This is a genomic window from Floricoccus tropicus, from assembly GCF_001832905.1.
GTDB classification, from domain to species: domain Bacteria; phylum Bacillota; class Bacilli; order Lactobacillales; family Streptococcaceae; genus Floricoccus; species Floricoccus tropicus.
Window position 1 is genome coordinate 1 of sequence record NZ_MKIR01000021.1, and the last position, 18930, is coordinate 18930.

The 18930-nt window shown below is 35.1% G+C and carries 16 protein-coding genes and 1 riboswitch; of the genes, 10 read left to right on the forward strand and 6 right to left on the reverse strand.

Going from position 1 to position 18930, the window contains the following annotated elements:
* From BG261_RS06290 to BG261_RS06315, 6 genes are all read left to right on the forward strand, one after another.
* Window positions 1–935 (forward strand): glycoside hydrolase family 73 protein (locus tag BG261_RS06290; protein WP_070792338.1); only part of this gene is annotated, 935 nt, incomplete at its 5' end.
* Window positions 936–943: 8 nt separating this feature from the next.
* A complete protein-coding gene (locus BG261_RS06295) occupies window positions 944–1390 on the forward strand; it encodes a hypothetical protein (RefSeq protein ID WP_070792340.1) in 447 nt (148 codons plus the stop codon).
* A 114-nt stretch (window positions 1391–1504) separates the two neighbouring features.
* A complete protein-coding gene (locus BG261_RS06300) occupies window positions 1505–1882 on the forward strand; it encodes a MerR family transcriptional regulator (RefSeq protein ID WP_070792342.1) in 378 nt (125 codons plus the stop codon).
* Between the two features lie 20 nt (window positions 1883–1902).
* Window positions 1903–3243: a type I glutamate--ammonia ligase gene (gene glnA / locus BG261_RS06305; protein ID WP_070787025.1), complete on the forward strand. Its 1341-nt coding sequence runs from the start codon at window positions 1903–1905 to the stop codon at window positions 3241–3243.
* A gap of 157 nt (window positions 3244–3400) precedes the next feature.
* Window positions 3401–7915, forward strand: coding sequence for a glutamate synthase large subunit (gltB, locus tag BG261_RS06310; protein ID WP_070792344.1), 4515 nt, complete (start codon window positions 3401–3403; stop codon window positions 7913–7915).
* Window positions 7915–9369: a glutamate synthase subunit beta gene (locus BG261_RS06315; protein ID WP_070792347.1), complete on the forward strand. Its 1455-nt coding sequence runs from the start codon at window positions 7915–7917 to the stop codon at window positions 9367–9369. The genes gltB and BG261_RS06315 overlap by 1 nt, the downstream gene beginning before the upstream one ends.
* Before the next feature lie 16 nt (window positions 9370–9385).
* On the opposite strand, the gene BG261_RS06320 is transcribed toward BG261_RS06315, so the two are convergent.
* Genes BG261_RS06320 through BG261_RS06330 form a run of 3 tightly spaced genes read right to left on the reverse strand, consistent with a single transcriptional unit; the run spans window position 9386 to window position 12096 of the window.
* The gene (locus BG261_RS06320) at window positions 9386–10597 is read right to left on the reverse strand and encodes a chloride channel protein (RefSeq protein ID WP_070792348.1); all 1212 of its coding nucleotides are present in this window, start codon (window positions 10595–10597) and stop codon (window positions 9386–9388) included.
* Window positions 10598–10639: 42 nt separating this feature from the next.
* Window positions 10640–11830, reverse strand: coding sequence for a chloride channel protein (locus BG261_RS06325; RefSeq protein ID WP_070792350.1), 1191 nt, complete (start codon window positions 11828–11830; stop codon window positions 10640–10642).
* Window positions 11827–12096: a chorismate mutase gene (locus BG261_RS06330; RefSeq protein ID WP_070792352.1), complete on the reverse strand. Its 270-nt coding sequence runs from the start codon at window positions 12094–12096 to the stop codon at window positions 11827–11829. The genes BG261_RS06325 and BG261_RS06330 overlap by 4 nt, the downstream gene beginning before the upstream one ends.
* A 73-nt stretch (window positions 12097–12169) precedes the next feature.
* Between BG261_RS06330 and BG261_RS06335 the strand changes: the two genes are divergently transcribed.
* Window positions 12170–12664 (forward strand): free L-methionine (R)-S-oxide reductase MsrC, encoded by a 495-nt coding sequence (locus tag BG261_RS06335; protein ID WP_070792354.1) that lies wholly within the window; start codon window positions 12170–12172, stop codon window positions 12662–12664.
* Entirely contained in the window at window positions 12664–14358 is a 1695-nt protein-coding gene (gene dnaX, locus BG261_RS06340) for a DNA polymerase III subunit gamma/tau (protein WP_070792356.1), read from the forward strand. The genes BG261_RS06335 and dnaX overlap by 1 nt, the downstream gene beginning before the upstream one ends.
* 38 nt (window positions 14359–14396) lie before the next feature.
* On the opposite strand, the gene BG261_RS06345 is transcribed toward dnaX, so the two are convergent.
* The 3 genes from BG261_RS06345 to BG261_RS06355 all read right to left on the reverse strand — a co-directional run bounded on the left by BG261_RS06345 (window position 14397) and on the right by BG261_RS06355 (window position 17166).
* Entirely contained in the window at window positions 14397–14696 is a 300-nt protein-coding gene (locus BG261_RS06345; protein ID WP_070792358.1) for a DUF2316 family protein, read from the reverse strand.
* 170 nt (window positions 14697–14866) lie between these two features.
* Complete coding sequence (locus BG261_RS06350; RefSeq protein ID WP_070792360.1) at window positions 14867–15604, reverse strand: amino acid ABC transporter ATP-binding protein; 738 nt, start codon at window positions 15602–15604, stop codon at window positions 14867–14869.
* A complete protein-coding gene (locus BG261_RS06355) occupies window positions 15604–17166 on the reverse strand; it encodes an ABC transporter permease subunit (protein ID WP_070792362.1) in 1563 nt (520 codons plus the stop codon). Before BG261_RS06355 ends, BG261_RS06350 begins: the two co-directional genes overlap by 1 nt.
* An 87-nt stretch (window positions 17167–17253) precedes the next feature.
* Window positions 17254–17434: riboswitch (Lysine riboswitch) on the reverse strand.
* A gap of 148 nt (window positions 17435–17582) precedes the next feature.
* On the opposite strand from BG261_RS06355, the gene BG261_RS06360 reads away from it, so the two are divergent.
* Window positions 17583–18416, forward strand: a complete 834-nt coding sequence (locus tag BG261_RS06360; RefSeq protein WP_070792364.1) for an undecaprenyl-diphosphate phosphatase — start codon at window positions 17583–17585, stop codon at window positions 18414–18416.
* Between the two features lie 187 nt (window positions 18417–18603).
* Window positions 18604–18897, forward strand: a complete 294-nt coding sequence (rpsF, locus tag BG261_RS06365; RefSeq protein WP_070787012.1) for a 30S ribosomal protein S6 — start codon at window positions 18604–18606, stop codon at window positions 18895–18897.
* The last annotated feature ends 33 nt before the right edge of the window (window positions 18898–18930 follow it).

An 18930-nucleotide genomic window follows, 5' to 3' on the forward strand; every position in this document is an offset into this window, starting at 1 on the left:
TTTTAGAGCAAGATCTTCAACAACCAATCGCTTCAAAATACAAAGTAGGAGATACTGTTCAAATAAGAGCAAACGCATCTTATGAATCAAATGGAAGTGATTTGAAAACTTATCGTAACTGGATAGGTACAATATCAGCAGTTAGAGCAGATAATAAATCAAAATCAAACTATTCATATACAGTAACATACAAAAAAGATAGAAATACTATCCAAAGTATTTATGTTTTAGAACAAGATCTTCTACCATCTAATAAAGTTGAATTAGAAAAACCAGTAACTAGTTCGTCTAAGGTGAATACTTCAACTACTTCTAGTTCTAAGTTACAGGTTGAAAAACCTAAGCAACCCACATCTTCTTCAACAAAAACTTCAGAAAAGCCTCAGACTTCTGAACCCACACAACCAACAGTAAAACCTCAAGTTCCTGATACATCTGAACCAAAACCACAATTAAAACTTGATGTTTTAAATACAACACAAAGAGTATGGTTTGATAGCATCTATCCACAAATTGTTAAATTGGCAAATAATAATAATGTTTATGCATCGGTAATGATGAGTCAGACAATTGCTGAGAGCGCTTGGGGACAAAGCCAACTAGCCAAAGATGCAAATAATATATTTGGGGTTAAAGCAGATGCTACATGGACAGGTGCAGTATATGAGAAAAATACTATTGAATATATAAATGGTAAAGAAGTAATTACCAAAGAAAAATTCAGAAAATATTCTTCTCAAGCAGAAAGCTTACAAGATTATATTAATAAGATACTGGGTAGCCCAGAACGTTATGGAAATGTATTGAAATCGAACGCTAGAACATATGAGGAAGCTGCAAATGCTCTTCAAACTGGAGGTTATGCAACGGATCCAAATTATGCAAATTCTTTGATTAATAGAATAAAGAATTATAATTTAAATGCATTAGATTAGGAGTGAATATGAAGAAAAAAATAATTATTCCAATTCTTATAGGTTTGTTTTTAGTTGTGGGTTACATGCTATATAATTCACTTGATAGTAGTAAGTATACAACTAACACTAAAGATAAATCTGAGCAAAGTTCTTTAATAACAACCGTTTCAAACTCCTTGTCTTCAACTGGAATTGAAGAATCTGTTAGTGAAGCTAGTCGAGAAACTGATACATCGATTTCAACGTCAGAAAGTTCGGAATCAGTAACAAATCATGCTGAAGAAGACAAAAAGAACAAAGAAATAAAAGATCAGGCTTCAAAAGTAATGTCTATTAAAGAAGCACGTGAAGAGATGAGGAAGTCAGGCATGAATGATGGAGATTTTAGTGATCTAGATATCAGTAAATACATTAATGATGCAACGTCTAAGGGTAAAGATCTTATTGATTATTTAAAAGAACAAGGATTTTAATAATGAAAAGAGGAATGAAATATATTTCCTCTTTTTTCATGTTATAAAATCTAACATTAATGGTTGACTTTTCTGAAAATTATAGTTAGAATATATTTTGTAAAGGAGATCGAAGTGAAAGAGAGAGAATTACGTCGATCAATGGCAGTATTTCCAATTGGAACTGTCATGAAGTTAACCGATTTATCTGCACGCCAAATTCGTTATTATGAGGATCAAGAATTAATCTTTCCCGCTAGAAATGATGGTAATAGGCGTATGTATTCTTTAAATGATATTGATGTACTTTTAGAAATTAAAGATTATATTGGTGATGGTTTAAATATTGCTCAGATTAGAAAAGTATATGAAAAAAACAAAGCTGAGAAAGAAAATAAATTGTCTAAATCTTTGAGTGATAAAGAAGTGCGTAGATTATTAGAGGATGAATTAATACGTCAAAGTAGATTTAACGGTAAAGCAGACACTAGTTTTGGACACATATCCATGTAAAGGAATTTAAGGAGAGACAAATGACAATTACTGCAGAAGATATCCGTCGCGATATTAGAGAAAAAAATGTTACATTCTTACGTTTAATGTTTACTGATATTGCAGGTACCTTGAAGAACGTTGAAGTTCCAGCAACTGATGAACAATTGGATAAAATTTTAGATAACAAAATGATGTTTGACGGTTCTTCAATTGAAGGGTTTGTAAGAATCAATGAATCAGATATGTACTTATATCCTGATTTAGACACATGGATTGTCTTCCCATGGGGAGCTGAAAATGGTAAAGTTGCAGGACTTATTTGTGATGTTTATAATCCTGATGGTACTCCGTTTGCGGGTGATCCACGTGGAAACTTAAAACGTGCATTACATAAAATGGAAGATCATGGTTTTTCTTCATTTAACTTAGGACCTGAACCAGAATTTTTCTTATTTAAACTAGACGAAAATGGTGTTCCAACACTTGAAGTGAATGACCAAGGTGGATACTTTGACCTTGCACCAACAGACCTTGCAGATAATACACGTCGTGAAATTGTAAATGTTCTTACTCAATTAGGTTTTGAAGTTGAAGCTAGTCACCATGAAGTTGCAGTTGGACAACATGAGATTGATTTTAAATATGCAAATGTATTAGAAGCATGTGACAATATCCAAATCTTTAAACTTGTTGTTAAAACAATCGCGCGTGAGCATGGTTTACATGCTACATTTATGGCTAAACCTAAATATGGTATCAACGGTTCAGGTATGCACTGTAATATGTCATTGTTTGATAAAGAAGGAAATAATGTATTCTATGATCCTAAGGGAGAAATGGAGCTTTCAACTACAGCTTACGAATTCCTTGCTGGTCTATTGAAACATGCTTATAGCTTCACTGCTATTATGAATCCAACTGTTAACTCATATAAACGTCTTGTTCCTGGATATGAAGCACCAGTATACGTTGCATGGGCAGGACGTAACCGTTCTCCACTTATTCGTGTACCAGCTTCACGTGGTAAATCAACTCGTTTAGAGTTACGTTCAGTTGATCCAACAGCAAACCCATACCTAGCATTGGCTGTTCTTCTTGATTCAGGTCTTGATGGAATTACTAATAAATTAACTCCACCAGCACCAGTAGAGTCAAATATCTATGTTATGACTGATGAAGAACGTAAAGCAGTAGGAATTACTGACCTTCCATCAACTCTCCGCAATGCAGTAAAAGCACTTCAAGAAGATGAAGTAGTTAAAGATGCAATGGGTGAACATATCTATACAAACTTCGTAGAAGCTAAACGTATTGAGTGGGCATCATATGCACAGTACGTATCACAATGGGAAATTGATAATTACCTAGAGTTATACTAAAAAATATTTTGAATAATTAAGAGTACAGTGCACATGCATTGTACTTTTTTTCATTTTTGTAAAATACATTTTACAATTTTCAGAAAATTTAATACTATTCTGTAAATTGTATGGTATAATATCTACACTCACGATTTTATAGGATAGGAGATATACAATGAATAAAAATGAAGCCTTAACTACTACATTATGGGATCCTTCTTTTGAGTCAGATGCCTGTGGTATGGGTTTTGTTGCTCATATTGACGGTCAACCAAGCCATACTCTTGTTGAATATGCCTTGACAATGCTTGAGCGAATGAACCATCGTGGTGGGACTGGTGCAGAGCCAGACACTGGGGATGGCGCAGGGATCCTACTGGCAATGCCACATGAATTTTTTGTAAAAGAAGCTGAAAAAAGCAATGTTACTCTACCTCAAAAAGGTGACTATGCTGTTGGTCAATTCTTTTTGCCTAAGGATAATGAAGAAAAGAATATTCTTTTAAAAGAAATTGATGAAGTATTCAAAGAAGAAAATATAGAGGTTATTTTCACTAGGGAAGTACCTTTCATTTTCGGTAACTGTGGTCCTACATCTCAAAAAATAATGCCTTCTTTTTTACAATATATTATTAAGCGTCCTATGAATATAGAGGCAGGAAGAAGTTTTGAAGACAAGTTATTTATTGTACGAAGGATTTTAGAAAAAACTTTTGAGAATAGAGAGTTTTATATTTGCTCTTTATCTTCAAAGACAATTGTTTATAAAGGCATGCTTCATGCTTATCAAGTGGGAATGTTTTATCCCGATTTAAAATCACAAGACTTTAAATCACATATTGCCCTTACTCACTCACGATTTTCTACAAATACTTTTCCAAGTTGGGATCGAGCACAACCATTTAGATATTTAGCCCATAATGGGGAAATCAATACACTTCGTGGTGCTGAAAATTGGATGGTGAGTAATAATATTGAGATTTATAATAAAGAGAATTCTGATTCAGCTAAACTAGAAAACTGTATGGAGTATCTATATCAAAATGGACGTGATATTCCCCATAGTCTTTTGATGATGATTCCAGAAGCAGCTAGCAAAGAAGCTTTGATTTCTGATGATTTAGCAGCCTTTTATGACTATACATCTAGTTTTATGGCACCATGGGATGGACCGGCAGCTCTAGTCTTTACAGATGGGGATACAGTAGGGGCACGCCTTGATAGAAATGGTCTTCGACCTAGTCGCTACTCAATTACTAGTGATCGTTTCATTATTTGCTCATCTGAAAGTGGAGTTGTAGATCTTGAACCAAGCAGAATAGTGGAAAAAGGAGTTCTTGGTCCTGGGAATATGATGCTTATAGATACTATAAATGGTCATATTATCCGTAATGAAGAGGTTAAAGAACATTATTCTAAAGAATATCCTTATCAAGAATGGGTTAAGAAAAATATGACTCACTTATCTGATTTCACAGATTTTGATTTATCTGCTTCATCAGAAAATAAACAGTCCTTAAGTGCTGACAAACGTCAACAAATGTGGAAACAGTTTGGTTACACTGATGAAGTTGTAAGACAAGTGATTATACCTATGGCGGAAAATGGTCAAGAACCTACTGTTTCAATGGGATATGACTCACCGCTTGCTGTTCTTAGTAAACATAATCAATCTCTATATACATTCTTTAAACAACAGTTTGCTCAGGTTACTAATCCACCAATCGATGCAATTAGAGAAAAAATTGTAATCAGCACAGATGTTTATCTTGGATGTGATTCAAATATTACTCAAGATGCTGCTAGTAATTGTAAAAAATTAAAATTAGATAATCCAGTTCTTTCAACGGAAGACTTTAATAAAATTTCACATTTAGACAATGGAGATTTTAAAAGTAAAACAATTTCTACTCTTTATGATGTAGATAATTCGTTGTCTAATGCATTAGAAAATTTATTTAAAAAAGCTGAAATGCTTGTGGATGCGGGAACTAATATTATTGTTTTAAGTGACCGTGAATTTACAGCTGGTAAAACACCAATGCCAATTTTGCTTGCAGCTTCTGGTCTTTACCATTACATGGTTGAACAGAACAAAGGTAAAAAATTCTCCATAGTCGTTGATACAGCAGAAGTAACAGAAGTTCATCATTTTGCAGTACTGATTGGCTACGGTGTTTGTGCCATTCATCCATATGGAGCATATGAAACTCTTGTAGATTATGGTAAAGATGATTTGGCTGATAACTACCGTCAAGCAGCGAGTAAAGGTATCGTTAAAGTAATGAGTCGCATGGGTATCTCAACAATCCTAGGATATAAGGGTGCTCAGTTATTTGAAGCAGTTGGGCTTTCAGATTCTGTCGTTGAAAAATACTTTACAGGAACAGTTACCAGACTTTCTGGCCTATCAATTGAACAGATTGATTCTGAATATAAAAAACGTACAGAGTATGCGTATAGCAACCATCGGGAAGATAGCTTGCCAAGTGGAGGATCATTCCAGTTCAAGGAAGACGGCGAGCATCATTTATATAATCCAAAAACAATGTATACTTTCCAACAAGCAGTACGTTTATCTGATTATGAAAAATTTAAAGAATATTCTTCACTTATGGACGAAGAAGCTAAAGACAATCCAACAACTCTTAGAAGTCTTTGGGAATTTAAAGGAGATCGAACACCTTTAAATATTGAAGAGGTGGAACCTGTTGATGAGATTGTTAAGCGATTTAAGGTTGGTGCCATGAGTTTTGGATCACTGTCACAGGAAGCTCATGAATGTCTTGCGGAAGCAATGAATTCAATTGGTGCCAAGTCTAACTGTGGTGAAGGTGGAGAAAATGCTAATCGCTTTAAACCACAAGCAGATGGAAGAAATGTAAATTCTAAGATTAAACAAGTAGCAAGTGGTCGATTTGGAGTAAATGCAGCATATCTAATGAGTGCAGAAGAAATTCAAATTAAACTTGCCCAAGGTGCTAAACCTGGTGAGGGTGGGCAACTTCCAGGAAGAAAATCCTTCCCATGGGTTGCAGAAATTCGTGGTTCAACTCCAGGAGTTACTTTGATTTCACCACCACCCCATCATGATATTTATAGTATTGAAGATTTAGCGCAGTTGATTTATGACCTTAAGGCCATTAATCCTTATGCTAAAATCAATGTTAAACTTGTGTCAAGTACAGGTGTTGGAACAATTGCTACTGGATGTGTAAAGGCTGGGGCAGATAAGGTTGTGATTTCAGGTTATGATGGTGGTACGGGAGCTAGTCCTAGAAACTCCGTTCGAGATGCGGGTCTTCCTTGGGAAATTGGCTTATCAGAGGCACATCAAACTTTGCATTTAAATAATCTGCGTCAAAGAGTTACCCTGGAGACTGATGGGAAACTTATGACAGGTCGTGATATAGCAGTAGCAGCCTTATTAGGGGCAGAAGAATACTCATTTGCAAGTCTTCCACTAGTTGCGATTGGCTGTGTTATGATGCGTGTATGTAGCTTAAATACATGTCCAGTAGGGGTTGCTACTCAGGACCCTAGACTTAGAGCTCATTTTGCAGGAAAGCCAGAACATGTGGTGAATACAATGAAATTCTTGGCTCAAGAACTTCGTGAAATCATGGCAGATCTTGGATTTTCAACAGTAGATGAAATGGTTGGCCATACTGAAGTACTCAAACAAAAGACTTTCTCAGATGAAAAAATTAATTCGCTTGATTTTAGTCGTGTGATTGGTTCTACTTTGCCAATTAGAAGCAAGAAAGTTGATCCATTTGAAGAAACTCGTAAGTGGGTTGAACTAGATTCTTTCGCCCAAGCAGCTATTGAAAATGGACAGACAATAGAAATTAAATCACCTATAAACAACGTTAACCGTTCAGTCGGTAGCCGTATGGGAGGATGGCTTGCTGAAAGATACGGCAATTATGCACTCCCAGCTGGACAAATTAAGTATCAATATACTGGTGTCGCTGGTCAGTCCTTCGCCTCATTCATTACTCAAGGTATGGAATTGACTCTTGTTGGTGAAGCTAATGACTACATTGCTAAGTCTCTATCAGGGGGACGTGTTATCGTTCGCCCACCACATGATGCAGGTTATGATGTAGGAAATACTCCAATAGTCGGTAACGTAGCTTGTTTTGGGGCTGTACGCGGTGAAGCATACTTTAGAGGTCGTGCTGGTGAACGTTTCTGTGTTCGTAACTCAGGTGCTCATGTTGTTGTTGAAGGTATCGGGGATCATGGTTGTGAATACATGACTGGTGGAGTCGCAGTTATCCTCGGAACAACAGGTCGTAACTTTGCTGCTGGTATGAGCGGTGGAGTCGCTTACGTATACGATGAAAAAGGTGACTTTGACCAGAGAGTTAACCATGAATTAGTGGATTTGTACAGAGTTGATGAAACAATTGGTGACGAAATTCTTAAGGAACTGATTGAAAATCATTACAAATACACAGAGAGTGATAAAGCTAAGGAGATTCTTGAAAACTGGGATGAAGAATCCAAGAAATTTATCAAGGTTTATCCAACTGAATACCATGAAATTAAGGCAATTGAATATAAATTGAAGGGTGAAGGTGTTAATGGTGTTGATCTAACTAACCAAACATTTAATCTTGCAATGACAATGCCAAAAGAAGAAAAATATCAACTTATAAAAGTAAGAGGAGGTGAAAAATAATGGCTGATCCATTCGGTTTCTTAAAATTTGATCGTAAGGATAACCCTTACCGTGATGTTAATGATAGAGTCTTAGATTTTGAAGAATTACAAACTCCTCTTGATGAAAAGGAAAGGCAGGAACAAGCTGCACGCTGTATGTCATGTGGAATACCATTTTGTCACTCAGGGGTCTTTTATGGGGGCAAACGAGCAGTTTCAGGCTGTCCTAATGATAACTTAATTCCAGAATGGAATGACCTAGTTTACCGTGGAGAATTCAAAAAAGCCTTCGAACGTTTGACTAGAACAAACTATCTGCCAGAGATGACCGGTCGTGTATGCCCTGCTCCTTGTGAAAAATCATGTACAGAGGCGCTTAATGGTTCGGGCGTAACTATCCATGATAATGAACGATTTATTATTGATACTGCCTTTGAACAAGGTTGGGTCAAAGAATCAGGAATGCCAGTTGAAAGATATGATTATAAAGTTGCAGTAATCGGATCTGGTCCTGCAGGATTATCTGCCGCATGGCGTCTTAATCGACTGGGATATCAGGTAACAGTCTATGAGAAAAGCGATCGTTTTGGTGGCCTTTTAATGTATGGCATTCCAAATATGAAGCTTGATAAGGATGTAGTTAACCGTAGAATTTCAGTAATGAAAGAGGTTGGTATTAAATTTCAAGCAAATACTGAGATTGGTAAGGACTTATCTTATGATCAACTAGCTTCTGAATTTGATCGTATTATATTAGCAATCGGTGCAGGAGTAGCAAGAGATTTGCCAGTAGCTGGTCGACAAGCTGAAGGAGTACAATTTGCAGTAGATTTCTTAACAGAGGTTACTAAGGAAGTACTTGAAAGTACAGATAAAAAACTTCCTAAATCACTTGAAGGTAAAAAAGTAATAGTAATTGGTGGAGGAGATACTGGTAATGACTGTATTGGAACTGCCATAAGACTCGGTGCTGCTTCGGTAAGACAATTAGAGATTACACCCCAGCTTCCTGAAAGTCGTGCAGCTAATAATCCTTGGCCAGAATATCCAATGACAAATCGTCTTGGTTATGGACAGGAAGAAGCTATTAACGCTGGAAATATCAACTTAACTCAATACACAAGTTCAACAAATGAAATAATTGTTGATGAAAGTAATCATGTAAAGGCAATTAAAACAGTTCAGGTTGATCCTAGTTTTCAGCCAGTACCAGGAAGTGAAGAGATACTCGAAGCTGACTTAGTACTGCTTGCAATGGGATTTGTTGGAGTTCAAAAAGAAATTCTTGAACAGTTTGAAGTTACAGAAGTTTATGATGATAATTCAACAAATAATGAAAAAGTTTATGTTGCAGGAGATGCTAAGCGTGGACCAAGTTTAGTAATTTGGGGTATTCGTGAAGGCCGATTGACTGCAGAAAAAATTGATAAGGACTTCCAATCTCAAAAAGAGCTTGAGAGTCAGGCAGTATAAGAAAAAAGTTGAATCGCTAATTTGGCGATTCAACTTTTTTTGTGCATCTTTGTCCGTCATATATTGATTTATTAAAATTACAAAAATAACTTATGGATATGCAAATAATGAAATATGGAAGCATATTGAAACCAAAGGTCTCAGCTCCTATAAGCATTGGGGCAATTAAAGTATTTGAAGCACTTGAAAATACTGCAGCATAGCCAAGTGAGGCAGAAAAATAAAGCGGTAAACCAAATAAAGGAGCAAGCATAATCCCTAAACTAGTGCCTATTGAATATAGAGGTGTTACTTCACCCCCTTGATATCCGATAGAAAGGGTTAAAATCGTGAGTGCTGCTTTTAAGAGAAAATCATAGCTATATATTTGCTTTCCAGAAAAACTTAGATTTATCAGATTTGAACCAAGACCAGAGTATCGTCCTTGGTGTGCTAGAATGAGTATCAGAGATAGAATACTTCCCAATACAACTACACGGACCAAAGAATTAGGCAGTATTTTTGGAAATTCTTTTTTACTGGTAGACATTAAGGAAGAAAAACCAAGGCCTGCAATTCCGAAGATAATTGAAATAATACAAATACTAAGTATATTGGAAAATGAAAAATGAGGAAGGTTATCAATTATTGGGTTAAAAGTTTTAAGCCCAAAAAAACTAACCGTCTCCCTACTGGTATAAGCTGCAATGAGGCATGGGATTAAGGCTTGATAGTTGATTTTTCCAACTTCCATTACTTCGACAGCAAAAATTGCTCCGGCAAGAGGAGTTTGAAACATTGCGGTAAATCCACTTGCAATACCAATACATATCAAATCTTTTTGTTTAAGCTTGGATTTGAAGAATTTGTTAATATTACTTGAGATAGTTGCTCCAATCTGCATGGATACGCCAGTTCGACCAGCGCTTCCTCCAAAGAGATGAGTGAGCCAAGTGCTAATCATAGCAAATGGTACTAATCGCAGAGGGATGTCTATATTGTCATCAAAAGCAGCATTGAAAATTAAGGTCATACCTTGTTTGATATTACCACCATACTTTTGATAACAATAAACAATTACTAGACCAACAGGGGCAAGAAATGGAATTAGAAAATAAAAATGATCAATTCTAAAGTTAGTAATGTTTATTAAAATATTTGCGAATAAAGCATCAAAACAAGCAATGATGAATCCTATTGGTAGTGCAACAATGCTAAGAATAAAAAGATAGAAATATTTACTTTTCATAACCAGGTCCTTTTTGGCTTTAGAATCTATTTCTACACATTCTTAGATAACTTTTTGTGCACCATAGATTGATTTATTAAAGTTAAATGTATAACTTAAAGCAATTGAAATTATAAAAAATGGAAGAGTATTAAAGCCGAATACTTCACACCCTATTAGGACAGGAGCTAAAAATGTATTAGTTGCACTAGAGAAAACTGATGCATATCCGAGAGCTGCGCTGAAGGCGACAGGAAGACCTAAAATTGGAGCCATAATTGCACCAAGACTTGCACCAATCGCAAATAGAGGGGTCACTTCTCCACCTTGAAATCCAACAGATAAAGTTAAAATAGTAAGTAGGAGTTTAAGTATAAAATCAAAGCTATAGATTTTTTGTCCATCTAGGGCAATGCTTATTAGATTAGTTCCTAAACCAGAATATCTTCCTTGAAAGAAGATAAACATCAGTACGGAAAGGATTACCCCGCCAACTGCAATCTTAGTTAAAGGGTTTGGGAAAAGTTTAGTCATCTTAGCTTTGGCAGTTCCTAGTAAATAAGAGAATAAAAATCCTGTTAGTCCAAACAATATTCCCAAAAAGGCTACTTTGAAAATATGAGTATAATCATAGTTTGGAATATTATTTAAACTAAAAGCGAATTTCTCTAGCCCTAGAAAATTTGAAACAGAACTTGCTGTAAATGCTCCAATTAAGGCTGGGAGTAAAATTTTATAATTTAACTTACCAGCAATCATCACTTCAATGGCAAAGAAAGCAGCTGCGAGCGGGGTTTGAAATAGTCCACCGAAACCTGCTGCCATACCTACAATTACCAAAGTCTGTTTATACTTTTTAAGTCCTAATAAATTTCCAAGATTATTAGAAATCGTTGCACCTAGTTGAACGGCGACTCCTTCACGACCAGCACTTCCACCAAATAAGTGTGTTAACCATGTTGAGATAATTGAAAATGGGATTAATTTAGAAGGTATCACATCTTCGTTACCAAAACCAACATCAAAAACAAGTCCCATTCCTTTTGCAGCCTTTCCTGCAAACTTTTGATATGACCATGCTATAAATACACCAACTGGTGCTAAAAATGGGATTAAGTAGATGAAGTGCTCTGTTCTGAAATCAGATAACTTTAATAAAATAATTCCAAAGAAAGCATCGACCGCACCTGTTAATACTCCAATTATTGTTGCAAGCAAAGAAAGTATCAGAATTTCAGAATAATATTTTTTCATTGTTCAAGCTCGATTTCTTGAAAGTTTCTAGAATTCTTCATTATATCTTGAAAGGTAGCTACAATTGAATCTGCAAAAATAGGATTTTCAACCCTCTCTCTTGTTTTTTCAAGTACAATATTTTCACGTGAATTATCAAGGACCGGAAGATTATTTTCTTTTTTGTAGGCAATAACTTCTTGAACCAGTTTCATACGTTCTTCTAGTAATTCAATTATTTGTTTATCTACACCGTCAATCTGTTTGCGAGTTTCGTCTAAGTTCATATAAAAAACACTCCTTTTTTGCTATAATATATCTAATACATTATAACAAATTTGATAGTAGTGGTGAGAAAATATGAATAAAAAAATCGATAATTATAAAATAATGCTAGCTCAATTAGAAGCACTGATTTCAGGTGATGAAAATAACGTCCTGTCTAATTTATCTAATGCATCTGCTTTACTTATGACTACTCTGCCAGAAAGTGTTTATACAGGCTTTTATCTTTTTGATGGAGAAAAACTGGTTTTGGGACCATTTCAAGGTGGTATCTCTTGTGTAAATATTGAGTTAGGTAAAGGTGTTTGTGGTGAAAGTGCTGAGAAGGAACAAACAATAATTGTTGATGATGTCACTAAACATAAAAATTATATCGCCTGTGATTCTAAAGCTCGTTCAGAAATCGTGGTACCAATGATAAAAAATGGTAGTCTTTTGGGTGTACTTGACCTTGATTCAATCAATGTTGCTGACTATGATGAGATTGATAAAGAATATTTGGAAAAATTTGTTGAAATATTAATTGAAAAAACAGAATGGAAATTCTCTCAATTTGAGGTAGAAAAATAATGAGTTATCAAGCTTTATATAGGAAATATAGGTCGCAACGTTTTGACCAAATGGTCGGTCAAGAAGTAGTATCGACCACTTTAAAAAATGCAGTAATAAATAACCAGATAAGTCATGCTTATCTTTTTTCAGGGCCTCGTGGAACAGGTAAGACAAGTGCAGCAAAGATATTTGCTAAGGCAATTAACTGTCCTAATCAAGTGGATGGAGAGCCTTGTAATGAGTGTTTTATCTGTGAGTCAATCTCTAAGGGTAATTTAGATGATGTAATTGAACTTGATGCAGCAAGTAATAATGGTGTCGATGAGATTCGTGAAATTCGTGATAAATCAACATATGCGCCAAGTGTTGCTAAATATAAAATTTATATCATTGACGAAGTTCATATGCTTTCAACAGGTGCCTTTAATGCGCTTTTGAAAACTTTGGAAGAACCGACAGAGAATGTTGTATTTATTCTTGCAACAACTGAATTGCAGAAAATTCCAGCTACCATTCTTTCTCGTGTTCAACGTTTTGAATTTAAGTCAATTACAACGCCAGCTATTGAGAAACATTTGGCAGAGGTACTTGATGATGAAACAGTAGAATATGATGAAGAAGCTCTTGATGTAATTGCCAAGTCAGCAGAAGGTGGAATGCGTGATGCACTTTCAACACTTGACCAAGCCTTAAGTCTTTCTGATGGTAAAGTTACTTTGGAAGATGCTCTCTTGGTAACAGGTAGTATTAGTAGTCAGGCAATGGATGCTTATGTGTCGGCCATCATTAACTTTGATACTGACAATGCTCTGGCAGAGCTTGATGTTTTATTTGATCAGGGTAAAAATATGCTTCGTTTTACTGAAGACCTAATGTTTGCCTTACGTGATTTACTTTTAAGAGATGACTTAGAAGTGGATAAAAATTTAATTTTTGATTGGATTGATATAGCAAGCGATAGCATGCAGACTCTTAAATCTTCTGCTCAAACTAAAATTATCGCTGATGTTATGACAATTAAGATGACAAATACTAGATCGAGCCAAGTTCAAACGGGAGCTAGTGTTGTAGAAATCCCAGCTAATGTTGAAAGTGAAATTGCTAATCTTCGAGATCAAGTGCGAGAATTAGAAAAAATGATAAATAATGCTAGTTTGAACATGGTGTCTACTGATTCTAATGGGAATAGTAGTAATAATGGTAGTTCGGTGAAAACTAGTGCTTATTATAGTCGTGAACGTGTCTTTAAGGTGCTTGGAGAAGCAACTAATGAGGATCGATTATCAATGATTAATGCTTGGGATGAGTTGGTTGCACACTTTACTAGGCCAAGTGAACAGGCTTTACTCAATAATACAAGTCCAGTAGCAGCAAGTAAGAATTTTGTTGTTGTGACTTTTGGTCATGAAAATCTTGCAAGAAAGATTATGTCTAATAAGACACTGCTTGCTCAAGTAGGTAATCATTTAAGTAATATCATTGGAATGTCTCCTGAAATGATTGCTTTATCAGAAAATGATTGGCAGGAACTACGTAGTGAATATGTAGCTAATCGAAAAAAACAAGCGCGCGTGGGTGGGGATGAACAATCAAATGAAACACGTAACGAATCATCAGATAGTACTCTTGTAGATGATGACTCAAATAATGATTCAGAGATATTAGAATTTAAGAATCTTTTAGCAGATAAGATTACAGAAATTGCTGATTAATCAAAAAAACTTCCAACTACGGAAGTTTTTTTTGATATTTAGCCAATTTTCATTTTATCAATACGACTTGAATTTAAGAACCAGTACTGATGATAATCACCTCTTAGCGCTTTAAATTCAATAGGAACATCCCCATTTTCTCTAATTTTTTCTTCAAGATATTCTTTTAATACCCAAGGATCTTCAATATAAATTGCATCAAGATTTAATGTATTTTCGATTATTTCTGGTGTAGTATTCAGGTCTTCAGCTATTCTTTCAACTGTTAGACCAGAAAGTGTTAAATTATCTTGGAACTCTTTTTTAGTTTCAATTGTTTGTGAACGTGTTAATGACATACTTATTACCTCATACATTCTTTTAAATCAAATAGTTGTAATTTAAACTATATAAAGATAATATACCCTGATCAGTTGATTGTCAAATTAAAAGTTTTAATTACAAGTGTTTTGCTGTATATATTAAAAAAGAGGACTCTCCTGTTAGAAGTCCTCTTTTTGTATTAATTTTAACGTAGATAACGTTGTAAAAATTCTCGTGTTCTTTCTTCTTTAGGATTAACAAATAGTTGTTCAGGGCTACCTTCTTCAGCAATTACTCCTTTATCCATGAAGATAACACGGTCTGATACTTCACGTGCAAACTCCATTTCATGGGTTACAATTACCATAGTAAGACCAGATTTAGCAACTTCATTCATGATATTTAAAACTTCACCTACCATCTCTGGGTCAAGTGCACTAGTTGGTTCATCAAATAATATTACTTCAGGATTCATAGATAGAGCACGTGCAATAGCTACACGTTGTTTTTGTCCACCTGATAATTGTCTTGGTCGTGCTTGTACAAAGCTGGCCATACCAACTTTTGTAAGGTTTTCAAGGGCAATTTTTTCAGCTTCAGCACGTTCTCTTTTAAGAACAGTAGTTTGGGCAACGATTAAGTTTTCTAAAACATTTAGGTTTTCAAAAAGATTGAATGATTGGAATACCATTCCTAGATGAGTACGATATTTAGGTAAGTCATATCCCTTTTGGAGAACATTTTCTCCGTGGTAGAGAATCTCTCCTCCAGTTGGAATCTCAAGTAAATTGATGGATCTTAAGAGAGTTGATTTACCACTTCCTGAGCTTCCGATGATTGAAATGACTTCACCTTTATGAATATCCATGTTGATATCTTTAAGTACCTCATTAGAACCAAAAGATTTTTTAAGATGTTTAATTTCTAATATTTTTTCTGCCATTACTTTTTAACCTCCGCTTTAACCTGCATTTGATTTGCGCCTGTTGTGTGTGTATCAGTATCTAGTTTCTTCTCAACGAAGCGAAGAATACGTGTAACTGTAAATGTTAGAACGAAGTAGATTACTGAGATGATAGCGAAAGTTTGGAAGTATTGATAGTTTTGTTGGGCAACTGTGTTACCTTCAAAGAATAACTCGCTAACTGAGATTACATTCAATACTGATGTATCTTTAATGTTGATGACGAACTCGTTACCAGTAGCAGGCAAGATATTACGAACAACTTGCGGTAGAACGATTTTACGCATAGTTTGACCGTGATTCATACCCAGCGCGCTAGCAGCTTCGAATTGACCTTTGTCAACGGCAAGAATACCACCACGGACAATTTCACTCATATAAGCACCAGTATTGATTGAAACGATAATTAAACCGGCAAGAGTTCTGTCCATATTAATTCCAAAGGCCTGTGCAGTACCATAGTAAAGAACCATAGCCTGTACAATCATTGGAGTTCCACGGAAGATTTCAATATAGGCATTCAAGAACCAACCAAATGCTTTTTGAAACCAAGCAAGTACAGTATTTGCTGCCTTTGGAGCGGTACGGAAGACACCAATTAAGAGACCAATGATAGTACCGATAATAGTACCAATTAGTGAAATATAAAGAGTAACACCAGCAGCACGTAGGAATTCAGGACCATTTTCTTTGGCGATATTTAAAACTTGATTCCACCAACCAACTTTTTTATCTGGATGATCTTGTAAGGCAGTCATTTCATCCATGATCTTTGTTTGATCTTCTTCAGAAATAGTAGATAGAACCTCGTTGATAACAGGTAGGTTCTTATCACCTTTTCTTACCCCAACAGCAGTCTGGGTATCTTCAGGATTAGTCTTAAAACCATCACCATCCTTGAATTGAATCATCTTAAATGAATCATTGGCAGCTTGAGCAGTAATACCTTCGGGACGTTCACCAACATATCCATCAATTGTTTTAGATTGAAGAGCGACACGCATGGCCGAAAAATCCGACATGGCTTGTTCTTGTTTTACATCTGGAATTTGAGGAATCAAATCATAATGGAAGGTACCTTGTTGTGCTGTAATCTTTGCATCTTTAAAATCAGATAATTTAGTTGCATCAGCATATTTACCATCTTTATTCACAACAATAACAAGATGGCTTGTATAATAGTTATCTGAGAAATCAATCTGCTGACGTCTTTCAGCAGTTGGACTCATTCCTGCGATAATTGCATCGATTTTACCAGATGTGAGTGCAGGGACAAGACCATCCCACTTAGTTTTAACGACAACAAGCTTTTTATCAAGCTTTTCAGCTATTTTCTTTGCAATTTGTACATCATAACCATTAGCATATTGTTCTGAGCCATCTATTTTCACAGCTCCATTAGCATCAGTTTTTTGTGTCCAGTTGAAAGGTGGATAACCTGCCTCCATACCCACACGGAATTCACCTTGATCAGCTTGTGCACTTGCTACAAATGCAAAGACCGAAAGAAGTGGTAGCAAGAATGCTAGTAATTTTTTCATCACATCTCCTAAAAATAAAATTTTATTTTTAAATAAAAATAGAAAAATCCCCTTGTATATATGCAAGAGGATAGATAATTGGTATGTTTTAAGTAAAGCTCAACTTTATTATAGAAAACTATAACAAAGACAGTTCGAATGCTATTTACATACGACCCAAAACCTAGTACAAGTGGATACTAAATTTTTCGGCATCTTTTCCTAGTCCCACGTCAATGTTCCACGAAACTCAATGGGGTTAATAAAAGATGCAACCTCTATACTCTATTAATATTTAATTTACACTTGATTCTAGCATTATTTTTTTTATAAGTAAAGGAGAGGCTTTTAAGATTGTGAATTAAAATTTTTAATAGATATTAAGTGAAGTCTTTGTTATAATGATTTTGAATTAATATAAATAGATTGGAAAATATATGATTGAAATAATTAAAGCGATATTTCTTGGTATCGTTGAAGGTATAACTGAATGGCTACCAATTTCAAGTACTGGTCACTTGATTTTAGTTGACGAGTTTCTTAAATTAAAAGGTAGCCCGGCATTCATCTCAATGTTTAATGTGGTAATTCAACTTGGAGCTATTATGGCAGTAGTTGTAATATACTTTGATAAACTTAACCCTTTTGATAAGAATAAAACTGGGAAAGAAAAAAGAAATACATGGCGTTTATGGACAAAAGTAGTAATTGCATCTTTACCAGCAGCAGTTATTGGTTTGAAATTTGACGATTGGTTTGAAGATCACTTTTATAACTTTGTAAGTGTTGCCTTAATGCTAATTATTTATGGTTTTGCTTTCATATTTGTAGAAAAATGGGCAGAAGAAAAAACTCCAACTGTAACAAGCCTAAATAAGATGTCATATTCTTTTGCTTTTGGTATTGGTATGTTTCAGCTTTTAAGTTTAATGCCAGGAACTAGCCGAAGTGGTGTTACTATTTTAGGGGCAATTATTTTAGGTGCTAGCCGTTATGTAGCAGCAGAGTTTACTTTCTTCTTAGGAATACCTGTAATGTTTGGTGCTAGTGGCTGGAAAATCTTCAAGTTTATTAGAGCAGGAGAAGCTTTATCTACACAGGAATTTTTCGTATTACTAGTTGCATCTTTAACAGCATTCTTCGTATCAATTTTTGTAATTAAATTCTTGATGGATTACATTAAGAAACATGATTTTACAATCTTTGGTAAATATAGAATTGTACTTGGTACTATCTTACTAATATACGCAGCGATTAAATTTATCTTTTAATCTTTTCAAAAAAAGCTTTAAACCCTATTTCTTTTGGATAGGGTTTTTAGATTGAAATTATTTTCTATTATTGAATTTATTACTTGATGAGCCTTGAATATTTTGCTATAATAGGTTCTTGTGAGTATACCTCACTTACGTCCTAGTGAGTAGGACGTCATTAGACCAAAAGAGGAGGAGAGATTCAATGACTAAATACGAAATTCTTTATATTATTCGTCCAAACATTGAGGAAGAAGCTAAAAAAGCTCTAGTTGAACGTTTTGATGGGATTCTAACTGAAAACGGTGCTACAATCATCGATTCAAAAGACTGGGAAAAACGTCGTTTAGCTTACGAAATTAACAGATTCAATGAAGGTTTATACCACATTGTTAATATCGAAGCAGCTACTGACTCAGCAGCAACTAGCGAATTTGATCGTCTTGCTAAAATCAACGGCGACATTCTTCGTCATATGATCGTTAAAGTAGAAGCTTAATTCTAGTTTAATCAATCATAGGAGGACCATCTT

What these genes read in the sequence shown, in the direction of transcription:
- BG261_RS06335 (WP_070792354.1), top strand. Translation starts at nt 12,170, where the DNA reads ATGAATAAAAAAATCGATAATTATAAAATAATGCTAGCTCAATTAGAA.
- glnA (WP_070787025.1), top strand. Translation starts at nt 1,903, where the DNA reads ATGACAATTACTGCAGAAGATATCCGTCGCGATATTAGAGAAAAAAAT.
- BG261_RS06320 (WP_070792348.1), bottom strand. Translation starts at nt 10,597, where the DNA reads ATGAAAAGTAAATATTTCTATCTTTTTATTCTTAGCATTGTTGCACTA.
- BG261_RS06345 (WP_070792358.1), bottom strand. Translation starts at nt 14,696, where the DNA reads ATGTCATTAACACGTTCACAAACAATTGAAACTAAAAAAGAGTTCCAA.
- BG261_RS06360 (WP_070792364.1), top strand. Translation starts at nt 17,583, where the DNA reads ATGATTGAAATAATTAAAGCGATATTTCTTGGTATCGTTGAAGGTATA.
- BG261_RS06325 (WP_070792350.1), bottom strand. Translation starts at nt 11,830, where the DNA reads ATGAAAAAATATTATTCTGAAATTCTGATACTTTCTTTGCTTGCAACA.
- BG261_RS06350 (WP_070792360.1), bottom strand. Translation starts at nt 15,604, where the DNA reads ATGGCAGAAAAAATATTAGAAATTAAACATCTTAAAAAATCTTTTGGT.
- rpsF (WP_070787012.1), top strand. Translation starts at nt 18,604, where the DNA reads ATGACTAAATACGAAATTCTTTATATTATTCGTCCAAACATTGAGGAA.
- BG261_RS06295 (WP_070792340.1), top strand. Translation starts at nt 944, where the DNA reads ATGAAGAAAAAAATAATTATTCCAATTCTTATAGGTTTGTTTTTAGTT.
- BG261_RS06315 (WP_070792347.1), top strand. Translation starts at nt 7,915, where the DNA reads ATGGCTGATCCATTCGGTTTCTTAAAATTTGATCGTAAGGATAACCCT.
- dnaX (WP_070792356.1), top strand. Translation starts at nt 12,664, where the DNA reads ATGAGTTATCAAGCTTTATATAGGAAATATAGGTCGCAACGTTTTGAC.
- BG261_RS06355 (WP_070792362.1), bottom strand. Translation starts at nt 17,166, where the DNA reads ATGAAAAAATTACTAGCATTCTTGCTACCACTTCTTTCGGTCTTTGCA.
- gltB (WP_070792344.1), top strand. Translation starts at nt 3,401, where the DNA reads ATGAATAAAAATGAAGCCTTAACTACTACATTATGGGATCCTTCTTTT.
- BG261_RS06330 (WP_070792352.1), bottom strand. Translation starts at nt 12,096, where the DNA reads ATGAACTTAGACGAAACTCGCAAACAGATTGACGGTGTAGATAAACAA.